The 11,832-nt window shown below is 61.3% G+C and carries 11 protein-coding genes; 4 read left to right on the top strand and 7 right to left on the bottom strand.

The genetic code is table 11. The features are described from left to right. Positions 1–3 precede the first annotated feature (3 nt). Genes ACQZ60_RS22885 through ACQZ60_RS22895 form a run of 3 tightly spaced genes read left to right on the top strand, consistent with a single transcriptional unit; the run spans position 4 to position 2,528 of the window. Positions 4–864: a TIGR02587 family membrane protein gene (locus ACQZ60_RS22885; protein ID WP_448736187.1), complete on the top strand. Its 861-nt coding sequence runs from the start codon at positions 4–6 to the stop codon at positions 862–864. Positions 865–871: 7 nt separating this feature from the next. Further along, a complete protein-coding gene (locus ACQZ60_RS22890; RefSeq protein ID WP_448736188.1) occupies positions 872–1,282 on the top strand; it encodes a TIGR02588 family protein in 411 nt (136 codons plus the stop codon). Positions 1,283–1,301: 19 nt separating this feature from the next. Continuing rightward, positions 1,302–2,528: an NAD(P)/FAD-dependent oxidoreductase gene (locus tag ACQZ60_RS22895; RefSeq protein ID WP_448736189.1), complete on the top strand. Its 1,227-nt coding sequence runs from the start codon at positions 1,302–1,304 to the stop codon at positions 2,526–2,528. 6 nt (positions 2,529–2,534) lie between these two features. Here the strand turns inward: ACQZ60_RS22895 and ACQZ60_RS22900 are convergent, their stop codons facing one another. Beyond that, positions 2,535–3,020, bottom strand: a complete 486-nt coding sequence (locus ACQZ60_RS22900) for an MgtC/SapB family protein (protein WP_448736190.1) — start codon at positions 3,018–3,020, stop codon at positions 2,535–2,537. A gap of 172 nt (positions 3,021–3,192) precedes the next feature. Between ACQZ60_RS22900 and ACQZ60_RS22905 the strand changes: the two genes are divergently transcribed. Then, complete coding sequence (locus ACQZ60_RS22905; RefSeq protein WP_020811535.1) at positions 3,193–3,693, top strand: YciE/YciF ferroxidase family protein; 501 nt, start codon at positions 3,193–3,195, stop codon at positions 3,691–3,693. Positions 3,694–3,769: 76 nt separating this feature from the next. Here ACQZ60_RS22905 and ACQZ60_RS22910 read toward each other — a convergent pair whose 3' ends face one another. The 6 genes from ACQZ60_RS22910 to mmsB all read right to left on the bottom strand — a co-directional run bounded on the left by ACQZ60_RS22910 (position 3,770) and on the right by mmsB (position 11,831). Further along, on the bottom strand, positions 3,770–6,106 hold the full coding sequence (locus ACQZ60_RS22910) for a glucose/quinate/shikimate family membrane-bound PQQ-dependent dehydrogenase (protein ID WP_448736191.1): 2,337 nt from the start codon (positions 6,104–6,106) through the stop codon (positions 3,770–3,772). Between the two features lie 103 nt (positions 6,107–6,209). Next, a complete protein-coding gene (locus ACQZ60_RS22915) occupies positions 6,210–6,551 on the bottom strand; it encodes a flagellar basal body-associated FliL family protein (protein ID WP_269829403.1) in 342 nt (113 codons plus the stop codon). Positions 6,552–7,042: 491 nt separating this feature from the next. Next, positions 7,043–8,086 (bottom strand): helix-turn-helix domain-containing protein, encoded by a 1,044-nt coding sequence (locus ACQZ60_RS22920; RefSeq protein WP_196378944.1) that lies wholly within the window; start codon positions 8,084–8,086, stop codon positions 7,043–7,045. Positions 8,087–8,204: 118 nt separating this feature from the next. Beyond that, positions 8,205–8,990 carry a 3-hydroxybutyrate dehydrogenase gene (locus tag ACQZ60_RS22925; RefSeq protein ID WP_448736192.1) on the bottom strand — a complete coding sequence of 262 codons (786 nt, stop codon included), beginning with the start codon at positions 8,988–8,990 and terminating at the stop codon, positions 8,205–8,207. 4 nt (positions 8,991–8,994) lie between these two features. After that, positions 8,995–10,950 carry an acetoacetate--CoA ligase gene (locus tag ACQZ60_RS22930; protein WP_448736193.1) on the bottom strand — a complete coding sequence of 652 codons (1,956 nt, stop codon included), beginning with the start codon at positions 10,948–10,950 and terminating at the stop codon, positions 8,995–8,997. Next, positions 10,947–11,831: a 3-hydroxyisobutyrate dehydrogenase gene (gene mmsB, locus ACQZ60_RS22935; RefSeq protein WP_448736194.1), complete on the bottom strand. Its 885-nt coding sequence runs from the start codon at positions 11,829–11,831 to the stop codon at positions 10,947–10,949. The genes ACQZ60_RS22930 and mmsB overlap by 4 nt, the downstream gene beginning before the upstream one ends. Between the last annotated feature and the right edge of the window lies 1 nt (position 11,832).

Raw genomic sequence — 11,832 nt, forward strand, 5'->3', positions numbered from 1 at the left:
GGCATGGTGGCGGCGATCAATCGAAGAGATGCGGACGATGACGAGGTCGGGCAATTTCTGATCGGCCTCGCGCGCGGCACGGCGGGCGCATTGCTGTTTGCCCTGCCCATGCTGATGACCATGGAAATGTGGTTTCTCGGCCTTTACGTCAATTCCTGGCGGCTTCTGCTGCTCTGCATCCTCAACCTGCCGCTGCTGCTTCTTCTCGCCCGCCGCATCGGTTTTGAGAATATTCACTCCTGGAGCCAGGCGCTGCGCGATGCGATAACGGCCTATGGGCTGGGCATTGCGGTCAGTGCCGCCGTGCTGCTGCTGTTCGGCATTCTGAACGACCAGATCACCGCCTCCAACATCGTCGCCAAGATTGCGCTGCAATCCGTTCCAGCCAGCATCGGCGCACTGCTTGGGCGCAGCCAGCTCGGTCAGCATTCCGACGCGGAGGATGAAGAGGAGGGCGAATATTCCGGCGAGACGGGTTATCTGCACGAACTGTTCATGATGGTGGTCGGCGCGCTTTTCCTCAGCCTCAATGTTGCGCCGACGGAAGAAATGATCCTGATCGCCTATAAGGTGACGCCCTATCACATTCTGGCGCTTTGCCTGCTGTCGGTCGCCATCATGCATGGCTTTGTCTACGCGCTTCACTTCAAGGGCTCGCACCAGCTTCACGAGGGGCAGAAGTGGTGGCAATCCTTCATCCGCTTCACCCTGCCCGGCTATGTCATCGCCATCGCCATCAGCATCTATACGCTCTGGACCTTCGAGCGCCTCGACCACACCTCGCTGTCGCAGATCATGAATGCCGCCGTCATTCTCGGCGTCCCCGCCTCGATCGGCGCGGCCTCTGCCCGGCTGATCCTGTGAGGACAAGATGACGATATCCAGGGGTCGCAAACATACGGAAAGCCCCGAGCCCCATTGGGTGGAATGGCTGACGGGCGCCATCTGCACGCTTCTTGTCGTCGCCATGCTCGGCTGGATCGGTTATGATATTTATCGCTACAGGCCGGAGGATGCCCGCTTCGAAATCGCCGTTACCGGCGTGGAGGCGCAGGCCGGGCAATACCGGGTGCGGTTCGATATCCGCAATCTTTCCATGACGACGGCGGCGCAGGTGCAGGTGCGCGGCGACCTGCAGCAAAACGGCGCGACGCTGGAGAGCGCCGATGTGACATTCGATTACGTCGCCTCGGAGTCTCGCGATACCGGCACGCTTTTCTTCCGCAACGATCCCCGCAGCGCAACGCTCACCATCAATGTCGCCGGCTATACCGAGCCGTGATACCTTTCAGGATGATTTCATGCCGACATCGGAACTGACGAAAGAACGCGACCTCAGGGATTCAAAGCCCGTGTGGGCGGATACGCCGCGCATCGGCGTCCGCAGCAGGCACACGCCGGAGGCCGACCATTACGACACGATCGTCGTCGGCGCTGGTATCAGCGGCGCGCTGGTGTCCCACGCCCTGCAACGGCCGGGTCAATCCATGCTGATCGTCGACCGGCGCGAGCCGGTCATGGGCAGCAGCGTCGCCAGCACCGCGATGATCCAGCACGAAATCGACACGCCGCTGACGCAGCTTCGAAAGATGATCGGCAGGCACGCGGCTGACAGGGCATGGCAGCGTTCCGCCCGCGCCGTCCTGCGGCTGGAGGAAATCGTTTCTTCGCTCGGCATCTCCTGCAGCATGAGGCGCAAACAGGCCCTTTATCTGGCTGGAGACGAAATGGGATCGCGCGCGTTGAAGGCCGAAGCGGCAGCCCGCAAAGAAGCGGGCATCGAGGCCCGCTTTCTCACCGCCGCGGAACTGAGAGAGCAATACGGCTTGCACCGGACCGGGGCCATCCTCAGCGATATTTCGGCCTCCGCCAATCCCGCGCAGCTGACGGCCGGCCTGCTGCGCCACACGGCGGGCGCCGGCGCCGAAATCGTCTCCCAGCTTGAGATCACCGATCTCAGGAACCTCGGCGACGAGGTTGTCCTTGCCACCGCCGGTGGCAAAATCCTTTCAGCGCGCAATGTCGTTTTCTGCACCGGCTATGAATTCCTGAAAATGCTTGAGAGCCCGAAACACCAGATCATTTCCACCTGGGCGCTGGCGAGCAGAAAGGGGCTAGACCTACCCGACTGGCTGGAGAACCATATCGTCTGGGAGGCATCCGATCCCTATCTCTACCTGCGCACCGACCGCGAGGGGCGGATGATCGCCGGAGGCGAGGACGAGGGAAACCCCACCGCCTACCAGTCGGAGCGCAAGCTCGCCGCCAAGGCAGAGACGATCCGTCGCAAGATCGAAAAGCTTCTCGGCATCGATATGGGAAAGCCGGAATATCGCTGGGCGGCCGCCTTCGGCACGACCACCACCGGCCTGCCGCTGATTGGCGCGGTGCCCGGAATGAACAACGTCTATGCCGTGATGGGTTTCGGCGGCAACGGCATCACCTTCAGCCAGATCGCCGCTGAAATCGTGGCCGCCGCCGTCAATGGCGGCAAGGACCCCGACGCCGATCTTTTCCGCTTCGGCTGACGTCGTTCATTCCTCCTTGATGCCCGCCGCCACCTGTATGCGGCGCAGCGTCCACAGGACGACAATGCCCATTACAGAAGCAAGAAGGGCAAGCGGCCACATGCCAAGCCCGGCCGAGAGGCCGATTGCCGCCGAAAGCCACATGCTGGCGCCCGTCGTCAGGCCTTTGACATCGCCTCTGGTATAAACGACCACACCCGCCGCGAGAAAGGCGATGCCCGCCGTCACGGCCTCCACCAGCCGGATGGGGTCGAGCCGCGCGGCCTCATGGCCTTCCGCCATCGTTTCCATCATGTGAATGGTGATGGCGCAGAAGGTGACGGCGGCAAGGCCAATCAGCATGTTGGTGCGCAGTCCGGCGGTGTTCTTGTGAAACTCACGTTCCAGACCGATCAAGCCGCACAGGATAACCGCGCCGAACACACGCACCAGCAGCACCTCGAAGGGGATGGAAATATTCATGGAAAATTCTTCTGCAAGGCTCTGGGGCACTGTCGCGTCTCCTCCCGAAATTTCTTCACACTAAGTTCGCAGAGGCGTGTTGGTTCCGCGCGGCAATATAAACGTTGCGCGCAACCGAGCCGGAACCATGGGCGCAGCAAAGGGTTTGTCTCCCGTGCGCATGGGCGCACGTCATGCATTTTCACACATGGGAGAAGGAACAATGGCCGAGAAGAAACTCGACGACCTGTTTTACGATACGCTGAAGGATATCTACTACGCCGAGAGGCAGATCCTGAAAGCCCTGCCGAAAATGGCGCGGGCGGCGACCGATCCGAAGCTGAAACAGGCCTTTGAAAAACACAAGGAAGAAACGCAGGGACACATAGAACGCCTGCAGGAAGTGTTCGAGATCATCGGCAGGCGGGCGCAGGGCAAGACCTGCGAGGCGATCCAGGGCATCATTGCCGAGGGTGAGGAGATCATCGACGATTTCAAGGGCACCGCGGCTCTCGATGCCGGCCTCATCTCGTCGGCGCAGGCGGTCGAGCATTACGAGATCGCCCGCTACGGCACGTTGAAAGCCTGGGCGGAAAAGCTTGGACACGGCAATGTCGTTTCCCTGCTGGACGCCACGCTGAAGGAAGAGTCCAAGACCGATGACGCGCTGACTTCGCTCGCCAAGACTTCGATCAATGCGGCAGCCCAGAAAAAGGCGGCATGACGCTGTCTGCAACACAAACAAAAAACCGGAATGGGCGACCATTCCGGTTTTTTTAGTGTCTTGAAACCTGCGGAAGTTACGGTAGGGTATAGGCGATCACATAGTCGCCCGGCTTGGTTCCGACGGAGCCGTGACCACCCGCAACCATCACCACATATTGCTTGCCGCCATCCAGCGCATAGGTCATCGGCGTTGCCTGACCGCCGGCCGGCAGGCGCGCTTCCCAAAGCTGCCTGCCGGTCGTCAGATCATAGGCGCGCAGGTAGTTGTCGACGGCAGCACCGAGGAAGGCGACGCCGCCCTTGGTGATCATCGGCCCGCCAATGCCCGGCACACCCAGCTTGAAGGGCAGCGGCAGCGGCGTCATGTCATGGACCGTGCCGTTCTTGTGCTTGTAGGCGATATCGCCGGTGCGGAGATCAGCACCCGCGACATAACCCCATGGCGGGGCCTGGCAGGGGATTTTCAGCGGACCGAGGAACGGGCCCATGAACACGCCGTAGGGGGCGCCGTCGTTGCGGTTCAGGCCCTGTTCGCTACCCTTTTCGTCCTGACCCTTCGGCGGAATGTCGGCGCGCGGCACCAGCTGCGAGGTGAAGGCGAGGTAGGTCGGCATGCCGAACATGACCTGACGCTCCGGATCGACCGCCACGCTGCCCCAGTTGAAGGTGCCGAAATTGCCGGGATAGATGATCGAGCCTGTCAGCGAGGGCGGTGTGTAGCGACCCTTGTAGTTCAGCTGATGGAAGCGGATGCGGCAGGCGAGCTGGTCGAACATGGAGACGCCCCACATGTCCTTTTCCTGCAAGGGCGCCGGCTTGAAGGACAGGGCTGTTGTCGGCTGCGTCGGAGAGGTGAAGTCCTCCGGGATAGCGCCGCCCGGTGCGGGCTCTTCGGTGATCGGCAGAAGCGGCTCGCCGGTGCGCCGATCGAGAACGTAGATATCGCCCTGCTTGGTGGGGCCGACGAGAGCCGGCACGGTCTGGCCATCCTTGGTGATGTCGAGCAGCACCGGCTGGGCCGGCACGTCCATGTCCCAGAGATCGTGATGAACCGTCTGGCGCACCCAGCGATCCTTGCCGGTGTTTATATCCAGCGCGACGATGGAGGAGGAATATTTCTCCACATTCTCGCTGCGGCCCATGCCGAGCTGATCCGGCACCTGATTGCCGAGCGGGATATAAACGAGGCCGAGGCCTTCATCGTAACTGAAGACCGACCAGCTATTCGGAGAATTGGTGGTGTAGGTTTCACCCGCCGCAATCGGTTCGGTTTTCGCCGGGTTGCCGGAATCCCAGTTCCAGACGAGCGCGCCGCTGTTCACATCGAAAGCACGGATGACGCCGGACTGTTCCTGCGTGGAATAGTTGTCGTTCACTGCACCGCCGATGATGATCTTGCCCGCCACGATGACGGGCGGCGAGGTCGAATAATAATAACCGGCAGGATTGTATTTCATGCCCTGCTCGAGATGCAGCACACCCTGATCGGCAAAGGACGTGCAGACCTGACCGGTGGCGGCGTCAAGCGCGATCAGCCGCGCATCCGAGGTCGGCAGGTAGACGCGCTCGGCGCAGGCCGTGCCTTGAGCGGCATTCGGCTCGGCATAATAGGAAACGCCGCGGCAGGTCTGGTGCTGGCGATCCGGATTGAGACCGACATTCGGATCGTATTTCCATTTTTCCTTGCCGGTGGCGGCATCGATGGCAATCGCCCAATTATGCGGCGTGCAGATATAAAGCGTGTTGCCGATCTTCAGCGGCGTCACCTGATAGGTGGTTTCACCCACATCATCGGGCAGCTTCACATCGCCCGTCTGGTAACGCCAGGCTTCCTTGAGCTGCGAGACATTGTCGACATTGACCTGGGTGAGCGGCGAATAACGCTGCCCATAAGGCGTGCGGCCATATTGATGCCAGTCACCGTCAGGCACATTGCCGCCATAGGCGGGCGTGGCAGAGGCCGTTTCCTGAGGCAGGGAACCTGCCGTATCGTGCGGATCCTGCGCCATGGAATATCCGGCCACCACGATGGAGGCGAGGACGGAAAGGGCAAGCGGCCAGGCATTCGGCCCGTAGCTAAGCCCGGTCGGGCTCGAAAAACCGAGCGGCTTTCTGACCCATGGAACCAGAAGCCAGAGACCGATGAGAATGATGATGCCGCCGCGCGGGCCAAGCTGCCACCAGTCGAAGCCGACTTCCCAGATGGCCCAGGCGAGCGTCGCGACAATGAAGACGGCATAGACGTGAAGGGCTGCGCGATTGCGCTTGAACAGCAGAACGGCCGTCAAAAGAAAGGCCAGTCCGGAAAGCACGTAATAGAAGCTCCCGCCCAGCATGACGAGCTGAGAGCCGAAACCGAACAGCGCAAGACCGATCAGCGTGAGAACAACTGCAGTGACGGTGACTGCCATGAATGAAACCCCCGATTCCTGTCACTTTGCGTGAAATGAAATCGGGCGCGATCTGGTTCCATGAAAATTATCATCGGCGCGAAAAAACTTCACGCCATGGTGGTCACGGGTTTTGCGGTGCTCCGGTCGAATCCTGCGGGGCGGGATTTGTCTCTGTCGATGACGGCGGCTGGGCGCGGCCATTCGCCGGATTGTTGTCGAAGCTTCCGGATCCGGACGGCTGCTGCGGCACGGGCGCAGTCTCGGTCTGCGGGTTCTGCGGCAGGTTTTCGTCCGGTTCGAAAACCGAATATTCGACAACGGCCCACACCACCAATGCAAGAAGCACGCTGACGATCAGAATGACGAGGACGGGACGTCCGCGCGACCCCTGCCGCGCGCGCGTTGCCGTTTCGCTTTTCGGCGCATCCCGACCGTCGAGATAGCTGGCATTTTCTCTGGCCATGTCGTTCACTCCCTGTAACCCTGTTGATCTAATCATTGGGGTCAGGGTTTTGTTCCAGATCGCAGAAAAACGACGTTAGCCTCACTCGGCCGGCAAACGCGCCCTGTCACAGTCCGCCATATCCACCGCACTAAAGCTTTGCCCAAGGCCGAGCCAGGAAACCGGCCGCCGCGCTCCATCATCCGTTTCCGATGGATCGTCTGCGGGGCTGTCTGAATTCACCAACGGCAAGGGTGATGGCCGCCTGCGAAATCGGGTTCCGGAAAAGGAGAGGTGTTGTTTCAACGCATGGCGCCATTGGCGACACAGGTCCAGAAAAGCGAGGATTCTCAGCATCATGATTGTCAGGCAATATATTGATAAAAATAACCTGCCCTGTTTGGCACGTCTGGAAGATATGCGCATCCCTATCGCGCCGCAGCCTCAGCGAATGGTCGGATTGTGCCAACAAACCCGCATAAAGTGTCAGAAGGGCATCCGAAAAAGCGTGGTCAGCGGCCGAGCTGCACGATCCAGCGGGTCCATTCCGCGCTATCCGGCTTCACAATATCCGACGTGAGGTCGCGGTTTTCCGAAGCGAAATGCCGCATCTGACGCGGCGAAAGGCCGAAGGTCTTCTTGAAGACGCGGCTGAAATTTTCCGGATTGGTGAAACCATAGGACGCCGCCACCTCGGCAATCGTCATATGTGCCGATTGCGGTGCCCGCAGAAAATCCATCGCGCGCTCAAGACGCCGATGGGTGATGCAGGCCGAAAACCCTCCCAGCGGCTCAAACAGCCGATAGACGGTGCGTCGCGACACGCCAAATTCGCCCATCACCTTTTCCACCGACAGGGCCGGATCGAGCAGGTGATTGTCGATATAGCGCCGGATGGATGCCCTGAGCGCCCGCTGCACGCCCTGCGCATTGTCGTGCCCGACATGATTGTTGATGGCGGCCGCAGCAAGCTCCAGAAGCGGCGAAACCGTCGCTGCGCCTTCACTGGCGTTCATCACGTCGAAATGGCGATAGATGCTCGTCATCGTTTCGCGCAGCAGCGATACGAGCGGCAGACCGGCCGGCAGCACACGTTCATGATGATTGCCGGAACCGACAAGCCTGCCCTCCAGCAGCCGGCGCGGCACGACGAGGCTGAGATGGTCGTGATCGGTCGTTGCAGTGGCAAGCGGCTGCGCCATATCGATGAGATAGAGGTCGCCGGGGCCTGCGGTCTCGCCCGATCCGCGCCGCGACATGCTTTGTCCGCTGGCGTAGAATTGCAGGAGAAAACCGTCCATGCCGTCGCGGGCAAGCTTGTGGCGCGAACGGTCGAAATCCTGCGCCGAGGACTGGGTGCGGCCGAGCGCGACATTGCCGATGAAAGCCGCATCGACGCTGGCGAAGAAACCGTCATCCTGCGGGCGGCGCAGGCGGGCATCGAACAGCACGTTGATCGAATCCCGCCAAAGCCCCATGGCGTCGCGTTTCGGCACCTGGCGCGTATCGAAGCGCGAGCGCGCCAGCGGCGCTTCAAAAGACCCTGTGTTCATCATGACGCTTTTCCGTAAACACGGCGCTGACCTCGCCGTCCACGAAAACTATACAGGATTGAAACCGCCCAACAATGCCGGACGCCGATGAGACGGTTCGCTTCAAGCGCGTGCGCGAAAATTATTTCGCCGTCCAGCCGCCATCGATGGAGATGGTGGTGCCGGTGATGGAGCGGGCCATATCGCCCGCGAGATAAAGCGCCATTTCCGCCACTTCTTCCGGTTGCACGAACCGCCTTGTCGGCTGCGGCGCAAGCATCACCTTCTTCACCACATCCTCCTCGCTCATGCCATGCACGCGCGCCTGATCGGCAACCTGGGCGGCGACGAGCGGCGTCCAGACATAGCCGGGGCAGATGGCGTTGCAGGTGATGCCGAGTTCGGCCACTTCCAGCGCCACGCTTTTCGTCAGGCCCACCACCGCATGTTTGGTCGCCACATAAGGCCCCTTGAAGGGCGAAGCGCGCAGGCCATGCGCGGAAGCGATGTTGACGATGCGGCCCCAGCCTCTTTCCTTCATGCCCGGCAAGGCCGCATGGATGGTGTGAAACGCGCTGTCGAGCGAGATAGCGACAATATGGGAGAAATCGGCAAAATCGAACTCGTCGATCGGCGCGACCTTCTGAATGCCGGCATTGTTGACGAGGACGTCAATATGACCGAATTCGGCGATGACGGTTTCCGGCAGATGCGCGCTTTCATCATAATTGGCGAGGTTGGCGGCAAAATAGACCGGCCTGTGCCGCGCCACCTTCGCGACAGCCTCCAGCGCCTGCGTCGCCTCCTCGGCCGTCTCTATGCCATGCACCGCGACCAGATACCCCGCCTCGGCGAAACGCCTGGCGATGGCAAGCCCGATGCCGCTGGTGGAACCCGTGACGAGCACGGTTTTCGGTTGATCCTCCATCGGCCTAGTCCTTTAGCTGCGGCAGGTTGCGGAAAAGCTCGAGCGCTTCGGGATTGGCGAGCGCATCGGCATTCTTCACCGGCCGGCCATGGATGGTGTCGCGCACCGCGATTTCGGAGATCTTGCCCGAACGGGTGCGGGGAATGGCGCTGACGGCAATGATCCTTGCCGGCACATGCCGCGGCGTGGCGCCCGAACGGATACGGCTGCGGATAGTTTTTTCCAGCTCTTCCGTCAAAACCGCGCCGCCCTTCATGCGCAGGAAGAGGATGACCCGCTGGTCGCCGTCGATATCCTGCCCCACGGCAATCGCCTCCTCGACTTCAGGCACGGTTTCCACCTGCCGGTAGATTTCGGCAGTCCCGATGCGCACCCCGCCGGGATTGAGCGTCGTATCCGAACGCCCATGGATGACATAGCCGCCGGAGGGGCGCATTTCGGCGAAATCACCATGCGCCCAGATGCCGGGGAACCGGTCGAAATAGGCGGCCCGATAGCGCGAACCGTCCTCATCGCCCCAGAACTTCACCGGCATCGACAGGTGCGCATTGCGGCAGACGAGTTCGCCGGCAACGCCGCGAACGGAACGGCCCTCATCGTCCAACGTGTCGATATCCATGCCGAGCATCGCACCCTGCAATTCGCCGCGATGCATGGGCTGCAAAGGGTTGCCGCCGAGGAAACAGGCGCAGATATCCGTGCCGCCAGAAATGGAGGCAAGGTGCACGTCGGCCTTCCAGTCGCGATAGATATAATCGAAGGATTGCGGGATGAGCGGCGAGCCGGTGGAAAGAATTGTCCTCAGCGACGAAAGATCGTGGCTTTCGCGCGGCTTCAGCCCGGCCTTCAGGCAGGCGTCGATGAACTTCGCCGACGTGCCGAAAGTGGCGATCCGTTCGGCGTCGATGAGATCGATCAGCCGCGCGGATGTTGGATAACCGGGATTGCCGTCATAGGTCACCAGCGTTGCGCCAAGCGCCAGACCGGAGACCTGCCAGTTCCACATCATCCAGCCGCAGGTGGTGAAATAGAAAAAGCGTTCCCCTTCCTGAATATCGCATTGCAGCTTCAGCTCTTTCATGTGCTGAAGAAGCAAACCGCCGCCGGAATGGGTGATGCATTTCGGCTTGCCGGTCGTGCCCGAGGAATAAAGGATCGCCAGCGGCGCCTTGACGGGCAGACGGTTGAAGGCGATCTCGCCCGCCGCATAAGGCGCGACGAAATCCGTAAGCGTCACGCAGCCGAGATCGGCAAGGTTTTCGGGCACGGCGTCGCCGATCAGCACGATCTTTTCAGGAATAGCACTTTCCGCCACGGCGCGGATGGTCGGGCCAACATCGATGCGTTTGCCGGCATAACCATATTCCGGCACGGCGATGAGGATTTTCGGACCGATCTGCGACAGGCGGTCGGAGGCTCCCGCCGGCCCGAAATCCGGCGAGCAGGAGGACCAGATCGCCCCGATGGCGCTTGACGCCAGATAGCTGACAATCGCCTCGATATCATGGGTGACGATGGCCCCGACGCGGTCGCCCTGCCTCACACCGGCATCGGCAAGCGCCTGCACCATGCGGGACACTTCGTCGTAAAGCTCTCTGCGGGTAATCTCGCGCCTTGTGCCATCGTCGCGATGGGCGATGATGGCCAGCCGCGCGTCGGCATTGCGCAGAAGGTTCTCCGCATAATTGAGCCTCGCGCCCGGATAAAACTCGGCCTCCCTTATCGTCGCTCCCGGTTTGAACGCCGCGTCGCCGCGCGTGCCGATAATGCCGAGTTCGTCCCACAGCGCATTGTAAAATTCATCCGGCGCGTCGATGGACCAGCGCAGCAGGCCGGCATAGTCATTGGCGGCCTGCCCGTGCAGCTTTGCCGTTTTCGTCGCGAAGGCGAAAAGTGCCGAACGCTGCAGCCTCTTCTCCGGCGGCACCCATAAGATGTCGGATGGCGCGGCGTCCATCATGCTTCGCCCCCGCGCAGCATTTCGACGATGGCGGAAAAATCGCGCCCGCCGCTCCCCTCATCGACGAAGTTCTCATAAAGCGCCGCCGCTGCCGCACCGAGCGGAGTGGAAGCCCCGGCTCCATTCGCCGCCTCCTGCGAAAGCTTCAGATCCTTCAGCATCAGGGCCGCCGCAAATCCGGGCTGGTAATCCTTGTTTGCGGGCGATGTCGGCACCGGGCCCGGCACCGGGCAATAGGTGGTGAGCGACCAGCATTGCCCGGAAGAGGTGGAGGCGACATCGAACAGCGCCTGATGCGAAAGACCGAGTTTTTCGCCCAGCACGAAGGCTTCGGAAACCGCGATCATGGAAATGCCGAGGATCATGTTGTTGCAGATCTTGGCCGCCTGGCCGTTACCGCCCTTGCCGCAATGCACGATCTTCTTGCCCATCGCCTCCAGCACCGCCTTTGCCGCAGCGAAGGCCGCAGCCTCGCCGCCGCACATGAAGGTCAGGGTGCCCGCCGCAGCCCCGCCCGTTCCGCCCGATACGGGCGCATCGACCGATGGGCAACGCGCGGAAGCTGCCAGTTCATGCGCCTTCAGGGCACTTTCCATATCTACCGTCGAGCAATCGATAAGCAGCGTTCCAGCAGAAATTTTCCGAACCAGATCGCCATAGACCGACACGACATGTTCGCCCTTCGGCAGCATGGTGATGATCACGTCAGCCGCTTCGATGGCCTCGGCGGAATCCGCCGCTACGGGAACGCCCGCCTCTTTCGCCGCCGCGCGGCAGGCTTCGGAAAGATCGTGACCCCTGACGGCATATCCGGCCTTGACGAGATTGGCGGCCATGGGCAGGCCCATATGTCCCAGCCCGATAAAAGCGACGGTCTTCATC

The sequence above is a fragment of the Agrobacterium sp. 22-223-1 genome (genome assembly GCF_053522385.1).

Bases quoted from the DNA above. Each gene is read 5' to 3' on its own strand.
- mmsB (WP_448736194.1), bottom strand. From the start codon at position 11,831: ATGAAGACCGTCGCTTTTATCGGGCTGGGACATATGGGCCTGCCCATG.
- ACQZ60_RS22910 (WP_448736191.1), bottom strand. From the start codon at position 6,106: ATGGCAGTCACCGTCACTGCAGTTGTTCTCACGCTGATCGGTCTTGCG.
- ACQZ60_RS22890 (WP_448736188.1), top strand. From the start codon at position 872: ATGACGATATCCAGGGGTCGCAAACATACGGAAAGCCCCGAGCCCCAT.
- ACQZ60_RS22895 (WP_448736189.1), top strand. From the start codon at position 1,302: ATGCCGACATCGGAACTGACGAAAGAACGCGACCTCAGGGATTCAAAG.
- ACQZ60_RS22885 (WP_448736187.1), top strand. From the start codon at position 4: ATGGTGGCGGCGATCAATCGAAGAGATGCGGACGATGACGAGGTCGGG.
- ACQZ60_RS22915 (WP_269829403.1), bottom strand. From the start codon at position 6,551: ATGGCCAGAGAAAATGCCAGCTATCTCGACGGTCGGGATGCGCCGAAA.
- ACQZ60_RS22905 (WP_020811535.1), top strand. From the start codon at position 3,193: ATGGCCGAGAAGAAACTCGACGACCTGTTTTACGATACGCTGAAGGAT.
- ACQZ60_RS22920 (WP_196378944.1), bottom strand. From the start codon at position 8,086: ATGATGAACACAGGGTCTTTTGAAGCGCCGCTGGCGCGCTCGCGCTTC.
- ACQZ60_RS22930 (WP_448736193.1), bottom strand. From the start codon at position 10,950: ATGATGGACGCCGCGCCATCCGACATCTTATGGGTGCCGCCGGAGAAG.
- ACQZ60_RS22925 (WP_448736192.1), bottom strand. From the start codon at position 8,990: ATGGAGGATCAACCGAAAACCGTGCTCGTCACGGGTTCCACCAGCGGC.